This window comes from Rubrivivax sp. JA1055, from assembly GCF_020966565.1.
Classification (GTDB): Bacteria; Pseudomonadota; Gammaproteobacteria; order Burkholderiales; family Burkholderiaceae_C; genus Rubrivivax; species Rubrivivax benzoatilyticus.
In genome coordinates this window covers 44675-60163 of the sequence record NZ_JAJKFP010000001.1, presented here as the reverse complement: position 1 = coordinate 60163, position 15489 = coordinate 44675, and the positions used below count along the sequence as shown (strand labels likewise).

Annotated in this window: 11 protein-coding genes and 1 tRNA gene; 3 read left to right on the top strand and 9 right to left on the bottom strand. The window is 72.6% G+C overall.

Going from position 1 to position 15489, the window contains the following annotated elements:
- Nucleotides 1-14: 14 nt before the first annotated feature.
- From LOC65_RS19320 to LOC65_RS00225, 8 genes are all read right to left on the bottom strand, one after another.
- A complete protein-coding gene (locus LOC65_RS19320; RefSeq protein WP_255718649.1) occupies nt 15-149 on the bottom strand; it encodes a hypothetical protein in 135 nt (44 codons plus the stop codon).
- A 122-nt stretch (nt 150-271) separates the two neighbouring features.
- Nucleotides 272-346 (bottom strand) — tRNA-Arg (locus LOC65_RS00255).
- 37 nt (nt 347-383) lie between these two features.
- Nucleotides 384-4676: a translocation/assembly module TamB domain-containing protein gene (locus tag LOC65_RS00250; protein ID WP_230246074.1), complete on the bottom strand. Its 4293-nt coding sequence runs from the start codon at nt 4674-4676 to the stop codon at nt 384-386.
- A gap of 246 nt (nt 4677-4922) precedes the next feature.
- Nucleotides 4923-6734: an autotransporter assembly complex family protein gene (locus LOC65_RS00245; protein WP_230246073.1), complete on the bottom strand. Its 1812-nt coding sequence runs from the start codon at nt 6732-6734 to the stop codon at nt 4923-4925.
- Nucleotides 6731-7903 (bottom strand): VWA domain-containing protein, encoded by a 1173-nt coding sequence (locus LOC65_RS00240; protein WP_230246071.1) that lies wholly within the window; start codon nt 7901-7903, stop codon nt 6731-6733. The genes LOC65_RS00245 and LOC65_RS00240 overlap by 4 nt, the downstream gene beginning before the upstream one ends.
- Nucleotides 7904-8069: 166 nt before the next feature.
- Entirely contained in the window at nt 8070-10109 is a 2040-nt protein-coding gene (locus LOC65_RS00235) for a S9 family peptidase (RefSeq protein WP_230246069.1), read from the bottom strand.
- The gene (locus LOC65_RS00230; RefSeq protein ID WP_230246068.1) at nt 10106-10696 is read right to left on the bottom strand and encodes a GNAT family N-acetyltransferase; all 591 of its coding nucleotides are present in this window, start codon (nt 10694-10696) and stop codon (nt 10106-10108) included. Before LOC65_RS00230 ends, LOC65_RS00235 begins: the two co-directional genes overlap by 4 nt.
- A 13-nt stretch (nt 10697-10709) precedes the next feature.
- A complete protein-coding gene (locus LOC65_RS00225; protein ID WP_230246066.1) occupies nt 10710-11564 on the bottom strand; it encodes a MoxR family ATPase in 855 nt (284 codons plus the stop codon).
- Nucleotides 11565-11865: 301 nt separating this feature from the next.
- On the opposite strand from LOC65_RS00225, the gene LOC65_RS00220 reads away from it, so the two are divergent.
- From LOC65_RS00220 to LOC65_RS00210, 3 genes are all read left to right on the top strand, one after another.
- A complete protein-coding gene (locus LOC65_RS00220; protein WP_230246064.1) occupies nt 11866-13110 on the top strand; it encodes an HD-GYP domain-containing protein in 1245 nt (414 codons plus the stop codon).
- 82 nt (nt 13111-13192) lie between these two features.
- Nucleotides 13193-13384 (top strand): heavy-metal-associated domain-containing protein, encoded by a 192-nt coding sequence (locus LOC65_RS00215; protein WP_230246062.1) that lies wholly within the window; start codon nt 13193-13195, stop codon nt 13382-13384.
- A 55-nt stretch (nt 13385-13439) separates the two neighbouring features.
- A complete protein-coding gene (locus tag LOC65_RS00210; protein ID WP_230246061.1) occupies nt 13440-15014 on the top strand; it encodes an ABC transporter substrate-binding protein in 1575 nt (524 codons plus the stop codon).
- Between the two features lie 31 nt (nt 15015-15045).
- Here LOC65_RS00210 and LOC65_RS00205 read toward each other — a convergent pair whose 3' ends face one another.
- Nucleotides 15046-15477, bottom strand: a complete 432-nt coding sequence (locus LOC65_RS00205; RefSeq protein ID WP_230246060.1) for a DUF1841 family protein — start codon at nt 15475-15477, stop codon at nt 15046-15048.
- Nucleotides 15478-15489: the final 12 nt, after the last annotated feature.

Below are 15489 nucleotides of genomic sequence, written 5' to 3'. Positions count from 1 at the left end.
CTGGAGTGCGACGCTCAGGGCGTCATCGTCGACCACATGCCGCCGCGTGCGCCGCCGGACCTGCTGCGCCACTTCTTCGAGACCCAGCCGCTGGACGGCTGGACGCTGGAGCGCATCGAACACGCGATCGGCCGGCCCACCGACAGCATCGACTGCGATCGTGGCCAGTGGATCTACTGGTGGCGGCTGCCGGACAAGGCGCGCATCGAGCTGTCGTGGAGCGATGCGAGCTGGCGGGCCGAGCTGTTCGACGGCGTGCACCGCCGAAGCCTGGCGCCCCCGGCAGGAATCGAACCTGCATCTGAGACTTAGGAGGTCCCCGTTCTATCCATTGAACTACGGCGGCGCGGCTGGGGCGATTCTGCCACCGCCGGCCACCGGGTTCAGCGCGGCGCCGACGCCGCGGGCGATGAAGGCGCTGAAGCCGCCGGCGCCACCAGCCCGGTGGCCTGGCCGAGGCGCCGCCCTGCGCCGATCAGCGGCCGCGTGCCGGGCAGCTGCTCGTCGTCCAGGCGCCAGACCCAGATCAGGTCGAGCGCGTTGTCGGCGCCGCTCTGCGCGCGCAGCGTGAAGCGCTGGGCGATGCGGTAGACCAGCTGCCAGGTGCCGGTGGTGGCGTTGACGCCGCGTTCGTAGCCGACGTACCAGCGCCGCGACAGCTGCTTGCCCAGCGAGATGACGGTGTCGCGCACCTCGCCGCCGGCGGTGCTGCCGGCGGTCTCGCTCTGGTGCACGCTCAGCTCGTCGATGCCCAAGTTGCGCATCAGCGCGTCGGTCGGCGCCTCGCCTTCGCCGGCCATCAGCGCGACGGCGGCGCGCTGCAGCAGCGCGGCGTCGGCGCGGCCCAGGCCGTCGGAGGCGCGGCCGAGCACCAACCAGGACAGGCGCTCGGTGTCGGTCATCTCGGTCTCGGAGTACAGCCGCGCGCGCGGGCTCTGCGCCGTGCCGGTGATCAGCACGCCGACCTGCACGTCGGTGTTCTGGCGCAGCGCCAGGATGTCCAGCCGCGGGTTGTCGGGCGCGCCGGCGAACGCGACGATGCCGCGATCGATGTCCAGCTTCTGGCCGTAGGCGGCGTAGGTGCCGTTCTCGGTGGCGACGTTGCCGTTGACGGCCAGGCGGCCGCCGGGCGTCGTCAGCCGCAGCTGGCCGCGCAGCTCGGTGTCCAGGCCGCGCCCGCGCACGCGCAGCTGGCGGCCCAGGTCGACGTCCAGCGTGATGTCGACGTCGCGGCGGGTGCGCGGCAGCGCCTCGTCCTCCGGGGCCGCGGGCGCGTCGCCGGGGCGGCGCACGGTGACGTCGGCGTCCAGCGACGGCGCGTCGGCGCGCGTGGCGTCGAACAACCCTTCGTCGACCTGCACGCGGCCGTCCAGCGCCAGCCGCTGCGCGTCCAGCGTCAGCGTGGCGCTGCCGCTGCCGGTGAGCTGGCGGTCGATGCGGCCGAGCACGCGGAAGCGTTCGGCCACGGCCTTCAGCCGCGCGTTCGGCGTCTCGCCGAAGGCGGCGCCGCCGCTCAGCTCGAGCTGGCCGTCGCCGCCCTTGAAGCGGAAGGTCTCGATGCGCGCGTCGGTGCCTTCCAGCCGGATCGCCACCGTGCCGGGGCCGACGTTGACGCCCTGCAGCAGGTTGCGCACGCCCAGGTCGCGGCCTTCGATGACGCCGGTGTACTCGGGCGCGCCGAAGCGCCCGCCGATCGTCGCGTTGCTGTGCAGCCGCCCCGACAGGCGCCAGCCCGGCGGCACCCAGGCCGCCCAGACACCCAGGTTGGCGACCTCCACGTCGAGCACGCCGTCCAGCGGCGCGTCGGCCTCGGGCCAGCGGCTGGCCGGCGAGGTGCGCACGCCCAGCGCCGCGGCCATGCGGCCGATGTTGCCGCCGGCCAGCGCCTGGGTGAAGTACCACTGGCCGTCGTGCGCCGCCAGGCCCAGCCGGGCCGCGCTCAGGCCCAGCGCCTGGGTGCCGTTCTCGTCGGTGATCGTCAGGTCGCCGTCGCTGCGTTCGAGCACCACCTCGGCGTCGAAGCGTTCGCCGGCGCGGATGTCGACGTGGGCCCCGGCGCGCAGGTCGCCGCCCCAGCCCATCGTCGGCTGCACGCGTTCTAGCAGCGGCGCCACGGCCACCGGCGCGACGTCCATGCGCAGCGCGAAACGCGGCGCCGCGCCGGCGGCCCAGTCGGCCTGCACGGCGTCCCAGCGCAGGTCGACGGCGCGCGCGAAGCGGATGCGCCCGGGTGCGGCCTGCAGCCGCTCGAGCGTGCCGCCGCGGCCGAACTGCAGTTCGGCGCCGAGGTCGCGGGCGTCGATCCAGTCGCTGCGCCAGTCGCTGCCGGGCGGCGCGATGGCGCCGCCGTCCCAGGTGCCGACACCCAGGCGTTCGATGCGCCCGGCCCAGCGGCCGCCGCCGCCGGCGCTGGCCGTCCAGGCGCCGGTGGCCTGCAGCTGGGCGCGGGTGCCCGACATCGTGCGCAGCCCGAACCAGCGTTCCAGCAGCGGCGGCGGCACCAGCGGCAGCGCGCCGGCCACCAGCAGGTGGTGTTCCTGCCAGGTGCCGCGCAGCTCGGCGCGCAGCTGGCGCGCGCTCTGGCGGCCCCAGCGCAGCCCGGCGACGTCGGCCTGCAGCTCCAGCGGCTGCTGGGCCAGGCCGCCGGTGGACAGCCGCCAGTCGGCGCTGGCGTCTGCGACCTCGAGTTCGTGCGACGCGAAACGCGCCAGCGTCAGCCGGCCCTGCGTCGACAGGTCGGGCCAGCGCCCGGTGGCGACGAGTTCGCCGCGCGCGCTGCCCGACTGCGGTGCGAACGCGGCGCCGCCCGGCAGCAGCCGCGCCAGCGGCGCCAGCGTCTGCAGCGAGCCGGCGTCGAGCGCCAGCGTCCAGCGGTCGTCGCCACCGTTGCCCGCCGGGCGGCCCTCGCCGCTGGCCGACAGGCGGTTGCCCGCTGCACCGGCTTCCAGCCGCACGCGGCTCGTGCCGCCACGCCCGCCGGCCTGCTCCAGCGCCAGGTCCAGCGTCACCGGCACGCCGGCCAGCACGGTGTCGGCGATCTTCAGCGTGCCGTGGCCGGCAGTGCGCTGCAGCAGCGCCGGGGCCGGCAGCGCCAGCGGCTCGGGCGGCAGCGAGAGTTCGAGTTCCCAGCGTCCGCTGACGCGGTGCGGCCCCTGGCGCCAGGCCGAACCGGGCTCGCCCGGCCACCACGGCACCGGGTCGAAGCCGGCGAGCGTGCCGCGTGTCGCGAGCTGCCAGCCGGCGTCGCCGCGGCGGGCGTCCAGCGCCAGCCGCGCGATGGCGTCACCGGCGCTGGCGTCCAACTCCTTCAGCTCGATGCGCCCGGGGTCGGCGCGGCCGTCCAGCCGCAGCCGCACCGGCTGCGAGGCACCGTCGACGCGGCCGTCGAGCCGGGTGCGCAGCGCCGCCGACCAGGCCGGCAGCGGCGCCGCCCAGTCGTCCGGCGACGGCAGCCCGCCGAGCTCCAGCGCCAGCGGGCCGGACACCGTCATCGCCGGCGCGCGCCGGTCCAGCCGCTGCGGCGCGACACCGTCGAGCTGCGAGTCGAGAGCCAGCGCATGGCCGTCCCAGCGGCCGGTGGCGCTCCAGCGGCCCGCGGGCCGGCCGTCGGCGGCAAGCTGCAGCGCCAAGCGGCGCACGTCGACCTGCCGGTGCTCGGCGCTGCGGCCCTGCAGGTCGATCTCGACGCGCGCCAGCGGCAGCCGGCCGGCGTCCCAGCGGCCGGGCAGGGCGTTGTCCAGCGCGACGTCGACCCGCATCGGGCGCTCGCCGGCCGGCGGGGCGTCGAGCCTGGCGTGGCCGCTGAGCCGCGTTTCCGGGGCGCCGGCGACGAAGGCGCCGAAGTCCAGCGCCGTCGTCTTCGCGTCGAGCTGCGCCAGCACCCAGGGCGCGAACGGCAGCAGCGTCGTCGAGACCTCGGCCGACGGCGTCGCCTTGCCCGGCTGCGGCGTGCCGCGCAGCGTGCCGGCGAGCACGATGCGGTCCAGCGTGCCGCTGGCGCGGATCGTCGCGTCCAGCGGCGTGGTGGCGTCGATCGGCCGCGCCTCGGCCTGGCCGCCGAGCGCGAACGGGAGGTCGAAACCGAGCTGGGCGTGGCCGGCCAGCCGCACCTTGCCCCAGTCGAGCTCGGCATCCTCGACGCGGTACAGCAGGTTCGCTTCGCCGACCCAGGCGCGCGCGCGCAGCCGGTGCAACTGGAAGCCGTCGACGTCCAGCGTCTCGAGCTCGGCGCGGTCGGCGCGGATCTGCAGCGGGATGCCGATGCCCGAGGGCAGATGCGCGCCCTGGCCGCTGGGCGGCCCGGTGTCGACGATGACCTCGCGCGCGACGGCCTTGGTCGCGTCGATGCCGAACCAGGCGCGTGCATGCTGCCGCCACGACCAGCGCAGCCCTTCGCCGCGGAACCCGGTCACCGTCACCGACTGCCGCCCCAGGTCCCAGCGCACGACGACGCGGTCGGCCTCGAACACGTCGTCGAACAGCGCCCCGCGCGTGCCCTCGGCGGTGACGAACGGCAGCCGCGTGCCCAGCCACCGCGTGCCCGCGTCGCTGTGCAGCAGCCCCCAGACACTGCCCACCGCCCCCGCCGCCAGCACCACCGGCACCGCGACCAGCCAGGGCCACCAGCGGCGCCGGCGCACAGGCGTGGCCGGCGCGCCGTCAGACTGGCTCGGCACCGGATCAGTCATCCCGCGCCCCCTGCTCGAAGGTGGCGGTCAGCGAGCCCACGCTCACGAGCAAGCGCCACGCGATCAAGCCAGAGCCACGGATCCGGCTCCGCCGGTCCGTAGGCGAACGGCCTTGCAGGCCGCGCCGGGCCCGTGGCCCGGCCCCTCGCCAGGCATGGCCCGTCCACCGGACGGTCCATGTCCGGGCGAGGCCCCCTCGGGGGGGAGCGAGCGAAAGCGAGCTCGGGGGCACCATCAATACGCTATGCCCACGCTGAAGTGCAGCCGCACCGAGTGCGTCTCCTGCCCCCAGGCCAGGTCGGCCTTCAGCGGCCCGACGGGGCTGCGCCAGCGCACGCCGATGCCGGTGCCGATCGCCGGGCTGAGGTTGGAGAAGCCGTTGGCGGCGCGGCCGGCGTCGACGAAGACCGCGCCCCAGACCGAGGGCATCGAGGCCGAGATCGGCCGCGCCAGCTCCAGGCTGGCGGTCATCAGCGAGGTGCCGCCGGCCTCGGCGCCGTTTTCGGTCGGCGTCAGGCTGCGGTAGGCGTAGCCGCGCACCGAGTCGTCGCCGCCGGCACGGAACAGCTGCGAGTCGGGCACCGCGACGGCGTCGCGCTTGACGACCTGGCCCAGTTCCAGCCGGGCGCTGCCGTACCAGGCGCGGCCGATCGGCAGGTAGCCGGTGAAGCGGCCGTACAGCCGCGAGAACGGGCCGCTGTCGCCGGCGCTGCCGTGGGCGTGGCCGACGCCGGTCTGCAGCGACACCGAAAAACCTTCGGTCGGCAGCACGACGCTGTCGAGCTCGCGCCAGACGCCGTGGTGGTTCAGCGAGTAGGCGATGGTGTTGGTGTGGATGCGCTGGCCGGTCGTGGTCCAGCGTGCCGAGCGTTCGGCCTCGACGAAGACCAGCCGCTCCAGGCGCTGCGTGTCCTTGGTGCGGCCCAGGCGCACGCGCTGCGCGAGCACGACGTCCTCGTCGCCTTCCTCACGGTCGACGGCGCCGCCGACCAGCTCGCGGTACAGGTTCTCGCCGGGGTGGGTGCTGATCTCGCCCGCGTAGGTCTGCTTCTTCTGCGCCAGCGAGAAGGTGTTGCTGGCCGACAGCGCATAACCGAAGACGCGCCGGTAGGCGTGTTCCAGCGACGCCCGCGGCCCGGTGTTGGCGCTGATGCCGACGCCGAAGGTGTAGACCTGCAGCGGCGCCTCCTTCACGTGCACCAGCACGCGGGCCTGCCCGGCGCGCGAGACGTCCGGGTCCAGCGTGACCGCGGCGCTGTCGAAGAGCCCGGCCTTCTGCAGCCGCTCCTGGTAGTCCAGCAGCACGGCCTCGGTCAGCGGCGTGCCCGGCGCCAGCGCGGCCAGGTGCTCGACGGTCTCGCGTTCGTGCACGACGAGGCCGTCGACGACCAGCTCGCCGAAACGGAACAGCGGCCCGCTGTCGGCCACCAGATACAGGCTGACGCCGTGTTCGGCGGTCTCGACCTCGGCGGCGGTGGCCTTCCAGCTCGCGCCGGCATAACCGTCGGCGCGCAGCCGCGCCAGCGCGGCCGACTTGGCGGCCGTCCAGTCGGGGTTGCGGAAAGCCTGGCCGGCCGGAAGCGCCCAGGCGCGGCGCAGGTCCTCGAGCGCTTCGCGCGCATGCGGCTCGCCGGCTTCGGCGGCGGCGCCCAGCGCGCCCTCGACCTCGATCGTCACGCGCTGCACACGGGTGCGCGGGCCGGGCTGCAGCTCCAGCCGCACGTGGCGTTCGCCGACGTTGCCGACCGAGCGCACCAGGATCACCGTCGGGTCGAAGTAGCCCTCGGTCTCCAGCAGCTCGCGCACCTGGGCCGGCGCGCCGTCGATCAGCCGCGCCCACTCGCTGTCGTCCAGCGCCACGCCGGGCGCCAGCGTGGCGACGCGGGCGATGTCCAGGTGCTGCTCGAGCAGCGCCTTCAGCGCCGCCGGCGCCACGACCTCGATGCTCGCCTGCGGCTCGGCGGCCGCAGCGGTGGGCGCGTCGGCGGCCGCGATCGCGGCGCTGGCGGCCAGGGCCGCCGCCAGGCCCGTCAACACGCGCCTCATTTGCTCAGCAGCCGCATCGCGCCTTCGAGTCCGGACAGGGTCAGCGGGAACATGCGCTGGTTCATCAGCTGCTGCACGATCGAGATGCTCTGGCGATAGGCCCAGACGCCCTGCGGCTCGGGGTTGATCCACACGAAGCGCGGGAAGGCTTCGGTCAGCCGGCGCAGCCACTCGGCGCCGGGCTCCTCGTTCTGGTATTCGACGCTGCCGCCGGGCTGCAGGATCTCGTACGGGCTCATCGTCGCGTCGCCGACGAAGACCAGCTTGTAGTCCTTGTTGTAGGTGCGGATCAGGTCCCACGTGGGCGTCTTCTCGGAGTAGCGGCGCCGGTTGTTCTTCCAGACGAAGTCGTAGACGCAGTTGTGGAAGTAGAAGAACTCGAGGTGCTTGAACTCGCTCTTGGCAGCGCTGAACAGCTCCTCCACACGGTGAACGTGTTCGTCCATCGTGCCGCCGACATCCATCAGCAGCAGCACCTTCACGCGGTTGTGGCGCTCCGGGACCATGCGGATGTCCAGCAGCCCGGCGTTGGCGGCGGTGCCGTGGATCGTCGCGTCCAGGTCCAGCTCCTCGGCCGCGCCTTCGCGCGCGAAGCGCCGCAGCCGGCGCAGCGCGACCTTGATCGTGCGCGTGCCGAGCTCGCGGCTGTCGTCGTAGTCCTGGTAGGCGCGCTGGTCCCAGACCTTCACCGCGCTGCGGTTGCGCCCCTTGTCCTGGCCGATGCGCACGCCCTGCGGGTTGTAGCCCCAGGCGCCGAACGGGCTGGTGCCGCCGGTGCCGATCCAGCGGTTGCCGCCTTCGTGGCGCTCCTTCTGCTCCTCGAAACGCTTCTTCAGCGTCTGCATCAGCTCGTCCCAGCCCATCTTCTCGATGGCCGCCTTTTGCTCGGGCGTCAGCTCCAGCTCCAGCGTCTTGCGCAGCCAGTCCAGCGGCACGTCGCGGGTGAAGTCGGTCAGCAGCTCGACGCCCTTGAAGTAGGCGCCGAAGGCGCGGTCGAACTTGTCGTAGTGCGCCTCGTCCTTCACCAGCGTCGCGCGGGCGAGGTAGTAGAAGTCGTCGACGGAGCCGTCGACGACGCCGGCCTTCAGCGCCTCCAGCAGGGTGAGGAACTCCTTCACCGAGACCGGCAGCTTGGCGGCGCGCAGCGTGTAGAAGAAGTTGATCAGCATCGGCGGGAGGCGGCCAGTGTCCGGTGCGGCGGCCAGTGCGCGGATTGTCGCGCCGGCGCGCGCGGCCGGCGTGATGAAACGCTGAGCGCTTGTTAGCCCTCTCGCGTGAAATCGCGTTCGGGCCTGAGCCTGGCGCGCAAGGCCTTCCGGCCTTGCACGTCCCGGCTCAGCGCTTGCGCGACTTGGCCGGGCCCGGGTCGTGGCGCTCCAGCCAGCCGAAGAACTCGCCGTACCACTGCTTCGAGTTGCGCGGCTTCAGCACACAGTGGTTCTCGTCCGGGTACCAGAGCAGCCGGGCGTCGACACCGCGGGCCTTCAGCGTGTTGTAGTAGGCCAGGCCCTGGGCGTCGGGCACGCGGTAGTCGAGCGCGCCGTGCACCACCAGCGTCGGCGTGGCCATCGCGCCGGCGGCGGCGTGCGGGCTCTGCGCGTGCACACGCGCCATGTCGTCCCAGTACCAGGCGCCCAGTTCCTTGGCGTGCCAGGTGTAGGCGTCGTCGGCGAACATCGCCGTCCAGTCGAAGCAGCCGGCGTGGCAGACGTAGGCGGCGTAGCGCCCGGCCGGCACGTGGCCGTTCATCCAGGCGACCATGAAACCGCCGTAGCTGCCGCCGGAGGCGAAGACGCGGCGCTTGTCGGCCCAGGGTTTCTTCAGCAGCCAGTCGGTGGCGGCCTCGACGTCGACGGTCTCGAGCTGGCCCCAGCGGTGGGTGATGCTGTCCAGGAACGCGGTGCCGAAGCTCGACGAGCCGTGGTAGTTGACGCAGGCGACGACGTAGCCCTGGGCGGCGAAGACCTGGGTGTTCCAGCGGTAGTGCCAGCCGTCGCCGAAGGCGGTGTGCGGGCCGCCGTGGATCAGGTGCAGCAGCGGGTACTTCTTCTTCGCGTCGAAACCCGGCGGGTAGACCAGCCACATCTGCACGTCGTCGGGCTCGCCGCCCTCGACGCTGGCGGCGCCCTTGAACCAGACCTCCTCGACGCGGCCGGTCTGCAGGCGCGCCAGCAGCGCGTCGTTGATCGTCTCGATGCGCCGCGGCGCCTCGCCCGGCAGGCAGGCGTGCAGCCGCGCCGGGTGGGTGGCGCTGTCGGCCAGCGTCACCAGCGTGCCGGCGGCCTTGTCGAAGGCCTGCACGGTGCCGCCTTCGACGACGACCTCGGCGCGGCGGTCGGGCAGGTCGAAACGCCACAGGTGCTGGCGGCCGCGCTGCTCGGCGCGCAGCAGCAGCGCCTGGCCGTCGTCCTCCCAGGCCAGCGGCGCCTGCACGTCGTGGTCCCAGGCCTCGGACAGCACCTCCCAGCGCGATTCGTCGCGGTACCAGACGGCGACCTGGCCGGGCATCGTGTGCTTGCGGCCCTGGTGGCTGGCGATGAAGGCGATGCGCTCGCCCTCGGGGCTGTAGCGCGGCGCCGAGCAGTCCCAGTCGGCGTCTTGCACGATGACGCTGACGCGGCCGGTCTTCAGCTCGAGTTCGGCCAGCGCGAAGCGGTTGTCGATGCGCTTCTCGGGCGCCGGGTCGAAGGCGAAGACCACACGCTTGCCGTCCGGCGAGACGTCGAAGCAGTCGGCGTCGGGGTCGTGGCGGCGGATCTCGTAGGGCGTGCCCTCGAACAGGTCACGCACCTTGGCGGCAGCGCCGTCGCGGCCCAGCTCCAGCAGGTGCAGATGCGGCACGCGGCCCAGCGGCAGCTGGTGGTCCCAGTAGCGGTACTGGGCCTCGCTCGTCGCGTAGCCGCTCTCCTTGCGCTCCTTGAAGGCCTTGGCGCGCTTGGCCTGCTCCTTCGTGCCCTTCGCGTCGGGCCAGACCCAGGAGACGAACAGCAGCCGGCGGCCGTCGGGGCACCAGCGGAAGGCCTCGACGCCGGTGGCCACCGTCGCCGCGCGGCGCGCCTCGCCGCCGTCGGGCGCGATGACGTAGAGCTGCGCCGTCTCGTCCTTCTCGCCCTGCTGCTCGCGCCGGGCGACGAAGGCGACGAGGTCGCCCTTGGGGCTCCACCTCGGCTGGCCGTCCTTGTCGCCGCAGGCGGTCAGCGCCCGTGCGGCGCCGCCCAGCGTCGAGAACAGCCACAGCGAGCTGGCGGACTTGTTGTCCTCCATCGAGTAGCGCGTGACCGCGGCCACGGCCTGCGCGCCGTCGGGCGACAGGCTGGGTGCGCCGATGCGCTCGAGCTTCCAGAGATCGTCGACGGTGATCGGCTTGGTCTTCATCGGGGTTGGGCAAGCAGCCAGTCGAGGTGGGTGCGGATCGTCGGCCACTCGGCCGCCGTGATGCTGTAGACCGCGGTGTCGCGCAGCGCACCGTCGGCGGTGCGCTGGTGCGCACGCAGGATGCCGTCGAGCTGGGCGCCCAGACGTTCGATGGCGCGCCGGCTCTGCGTGTTCAGGCGGTGGGTGCGGAATTCGACCGCGATGCAGTCCAGGCGCTCGAACGCGTGTTCGAGCAGCAGCTTCTTGCATTCGGTGTTGAGCCCGGTGCGCTGTGCCGAGCGCGCGGTCCAGGTGCTGCCGATCTCGACACGCCGATGCACGGCGTCGATGTTCATGTAGCTCGTCATGCCGACGGCGCGGCCGGCGGCGTCGAAGACGGCGAAGGGCAGCATGCTGCCGGCGGCCTGCAGGCCCAGGCGGCGCTCGATCTCGGCGGCCATGCGCTCGGGCGCGGGCACGGCGGTGTACCAGAGCTTCCAGAGCTCGCCGTCGCGTGCGGCGTCGGCCAGGGCGGGCGCGTGCTCGGCTTGCAGCGGGACGAGCACGGCGTGGCGGCCGCGCAGCGTGACGGGTTCGGGCCAGCTCATCCGGGCGTCGGGCTCAGCGGTTGTGGCGCTGCATGAAGACCAGCTTCTCGAACAGCGAGACGTCCTGTTCGTTCTTCAGCAGCGCGCCGACGAGCGGCGGCACCGCCACCTGCTCGTCGCGGCTGTGCAGCGCCTCGGGCGGGATGTCCTCGGCGACGAGCAGCTTCAGCCAGTCCAGCAGCTCGCTGGTCGACGGCTTCTTCTTCAGCCCGGGCAGGTTGCGCACGTCGTAGAAGGTCTTCAGCGCCGCGGCCAGCAGCTCGCGCTTGAGGCCGGGGAAGTGCACCTCGACGATGCGCTGCATCGTCTCGGCGTCCGGGAACTTGATGTAGTGGAAGAAGCAGCGGCGCAGGAAGGCGTCGGGCAGCTCCTTCTCGTTGTTCGAGGTGATGAAGACCAGCGGCCGGTGCCTGGCGCGCACCATCTCGCGCGTCTCGTAGACGTGAAACTCCATGCGGTCGAGTTCGCGCAGCAGGTCGTTCGGGAACTCGATGTCGGCCTTGTCGATCTCGTCGATCAGCAGCGCCACCGGCGTCTCCGACGTGAAGGCCTGCCAGAGCACGCCCTTGACGATGTAGTTGCGGATGTCGCGCACCCGCGCCGACTCTTCCTCGCCGGCGAGCTGGCTGTCGCGCAGCCGGCTGACGGCGTCGTACTCGTACAGGCCCTGCTGCGCCTTCGTCGTGCTCTTCACGTGCCACTGCAGCAGCGGCAGGCCCAGCGCGCGCGCGACTTCCTCGGCCAGCATCGTCTTGCCGGTGCCGGGTTCGCCCTTGACCAGCAGCGGCCGCTGCAGCGTCACGGCGGCGTTGACGGCGAGCATCAGGTCCTGCGTCGCGACGTACTGGTCCGAACCCTGGAATTTCATCGTGTCCGCGAGGCGATTGAAGGGGCGGGCCAGTATAAGCGGCGCCTATACGGCGCCCTCGCGCCGGGCGGCTTGCGGGGCGTCAAGCGGGTGCGCCGCATGCCGGGCCGGCGGCGTGCGGCCGCGCCGGGCACCCGGCCGCGCAACCGTGGCCGAATCCCGCTTCTGCCGATTTGTGCCGTCCGCGCCCTGCTGATCCGCGTCGTGCCGTGCCATTTGTGACAGATCATCGACATATTCGACGCCCCGTTGTGGTGCCGTCCGTCCATCGGCGGACGGTCGCGGGCGGTCAAGCGTGTCCATGCTGAAGAAGATTTCCGTTTCCGACCTGCGCCTGGGGATGCATCTGCACGGCTTCGAGGGCTCGTGGATGGACCATCCGTTCTGGCGCACGCGTTTCGTCATCGACGATCCGAAGACGCTGGCCCAGGCGCACCAGAGTGGCGTGCGCGAGTGCTGGATCGACACCTCGCTCGGCCTGGACGTCGCGCCGGCCGGCGTCGACGTCCGCCCGCGCCCGCCCGCACCGCCGCCGCCGGTGGCCGCCGCCGTGCCGTCGCCCGCGCCGCCGCCGCCGCGCCCGCCGACGACGACGATGGCCGAGGAACTGCAGGCCGCCGCGGCCGTCTGCAAGCGCGGGCGTGAAGCCGTGGTCTCGATGTTCAGCGACGCCCGGCTCGGCCGCGCCATCGACGGCGAGGCCTGCATGCCGCTGGTCGAGCAGGTCACCGAGTCGGTGTTCCGCAACCCGGGCGCGCTGGTCAGCCTGGCGCGGCTGAAGACCCACGACGACTACACCTACATGCATTCGGTCGCGGTCTGCGCGCTGATGGTGGCGCTGGGCCGCCAGCTCGGTGCCGACGACACCGAGTGCCGCCGCCTCGGCCTGGCCGGGCTGCTGCACGACATCGGCAAGGCGCTGATGCCGTCGGACGTGCTGAACAAGCCGGGCAAGCTGACCGACCGGGAGTTCGACGTCATGCGCTCCCACCCCGAGCGCGGCCACCACCTGCTGCAGGAAGCCCGCGGCGCCGGCAGCGACGCGCTCGAGGTCTGCCTGCACCACCACGAGCGCGTGGACGGCACCGGCTACCCGCACAAGCTGTCCGGCGACGCGCTGACGCGCGAGGCGCGCATGGGCGCGGTCTGCGACGTCTACGACGCGATCACCTCCAACCGCCCTTACAAGGCCGGCTGGGACCCGGCCGAGTCGATCGCGCGCATGGTGTCGTGGAAGGGCCACTTCGACGAGGCCATCCTCGCGGCCTTCGTGCGCAGCGTCGGCATCTACCCGACCGGCTCGCTGGTGCGCATGGAGTCGGGGCGCATCGGCATCGTCGTCGAGCAGAACCCTGGCAAGCCGGCGGCCCCGGTGCTGAGCCTGTTCTACTCGACGCGCGCGGCGATGCCGATCCCGCCGCTGCGCCTGGACCTGGCGCAGGCCGCCAGCGACCGCATCGTCGGCCGCGAGCCGGCGCAGAACTGGGCCGGCCGCTCGCTCGACGAGCTCTGGCTGCCGCCCGAGGCCGCACGCGCACGGCGTTGACCCCGTGGCCGCACGGCCGCCCGCAGCGGCGGCCGGCGCAGGCGTTACCCTTCGGGCCGGCACAACAGGAGGCTTGCCCGCCATGATCGAACTGACGCTCCCGACGATGACCTGCGGCCACTGCGTGAAGACCGTCACCGAGACGGTGCAGCGCGTCGACGCCGCCGCCCGCGTGGCCATCGACCTGCCGATGCATGCCGTGCGCATCGAGTCGGCCCGGCCGGCCGAGGCCTTCACCGCGGCGCTGGCCGAAGAAGGCTTCGAGGCGGCCTGAGCCGCCGCCGGCGCGCGCGGCGCGCCAACCCCTGCATCCAACTCCGGGAGAGACGATGAAATCGTGGATCAGCTGCGCCCTGCTCGCCGCAGGGCTGGCCGCCGGCAGCGCCGGGGCGCAGACGCTGCGCTGGGCCAGCCAGGGCGACCCCCAGACGATGGACCCGCACTCGCAGAACGAGCTGCTGACCAACTCGATGAACGGCCAGGTCTACGAGGGGCTGGTCGGCCGCGACCGCAACCTGGGCCTGGTGCCGGCGCTGGCCACCGAGTGGAAGCAGACCGGGCCGCTGACCTGGCGCTTCAAGCTGCGGCCGAACGTGAAGTTCCACGACGGTTCGCCGTTCACCGCCGAGGACGTCGTGTTCTCGATGAACCGCGCCAAGGAGCCGACCTCGCAGATCAGCGTCTACGCCAACGCGGTGGGCACCGCGGTGGCGATCGACCCGCTGACGGTGGAGTTCCGGCTGCCGCAGGTCAACCCGATCTTCCTGCAGCACATCGCCGCGCCGCTGTGGATCATGAGCAAGTCGTGGTCCGAGAAGAACAAGGTCACCCGGCCGCTGGACTTCAAGAACAAGGAGGAGAGCTACGCCTCCTTCAACGCCAACGGCACCGGCCCGTACATGCTGGCCAGCCGCGCGCCCGGCATCAAGACGGTCTACAAGCGTTACCCGAACTGGTGGGGGCGCTTCGAGGGCAACGCCCAGCAGGTCGTCTACACGCCGATCGCCAACGACGCGACGCGGCTGGCGGCGCTGGTCTCCGGCGAGATCGACTTCGTCGTCGACCCGGCGCCGCGCGACGTGCCGCGGCTGCGCTCGACGCCGGGCGTGAAGATCGTCGACGGCCCCGAGAACCGGGTGCTGTTCATCGGCATGGACCAGCAGCGCGACGAGCTGCTGTACGGCAGCGAGAAGCGCCGCAACCCGTTCAAGGACGTGCGCGTGCGCCGGGCGCTGTACCACGCGATCGACATCGAGACGCTGAAGACCAAGCTGATGAACGGCCAGAGCGTGCCGACCGGCGGCATCACGCCGTCGCCGCTGGGTTCGTACAACGACCCGGCGATCGAGAGCCGCCTGCCCTTCGACCTGGCCAAGGCGCGCGCGCTGCTGGCCGAGGCCGGCTACGCCAACGGCTTCGAGGTGACGCTGGACTGCCCGAACAACCGCTACGTCAACGACGAGGAGATCTGCCTCGCGCTGGCGCAGATGTGGGCCAAGGTCGGCGTCAAGCTGCGTGTCAACGCGATGCCGCGCGCGGTCTACTTCCCCAAGCTGGAGAAGTTCGACACCAGCCTGTACATGCTGGGCTGGGGCGGCGCGATCACCGATGCCGAGGTGACGATCACGCCGGTGCTGCGCGCGCCGGGCGAGAAGGGTGTCGGCGCCTTCAACTACGGCCGGGTGAAGAACGACCGCTTCGAGGAGCTCGCTAAGGCCTCCAGCGCCGAGCCCGACCCGAAGAAGCGCGAGGACCTCGTCAAGGCCGCGCTGCGCGAGTACACGCAGCAGGCGCACCTGCTGCCGCTGCACCGCCAGGTGATCCCCTGGGCCGCGCGCACCAACGTCGACGTCGTGCACCGCGCCGACAACTGGCTGGAGTTCGCCTGGGTCACGGTCAAGTGACCCACCCCCGCAGCGCCTTCGGCGCTGCGTCTCAGGTGGTCGCGCGGCGGCGCACGGCCTCGAGGTAGGCCTGGCCGTCGGGCGGCAGGCCGCTGCGCTGCGAAGCCCAGATCATCTCGCCCAGGCACTCCATGACCTCGTGGTGCGCGGCGTGCAGCGAGTTGCGCCGCGCCGCCAGCAGCGCGACGGCCTGGCGGATGCCGGTCGGCTGGTCGATGCTGCACTGCTCCTCGATCGACAGGTGCATCGACAGGTGCAGGAACGGGTTGGTGCGGCCGGCGTCGACGCGGTAGTCGGCCGCCAGCGCGGCCGGCAGGTCGGCGAGTTCGGCGTGATACTCGGCGTGCTCGGCGATCCAGCGTGTGGCGATCGCCTCCATCGCATCGACCAGGGCGCCGTCGCGGTACTTCGCGTAGGCGCCGCAGAAGAATCGTCTGACGTCGGCCTGATTCGGTTGGAACATCGCCGCATTGTC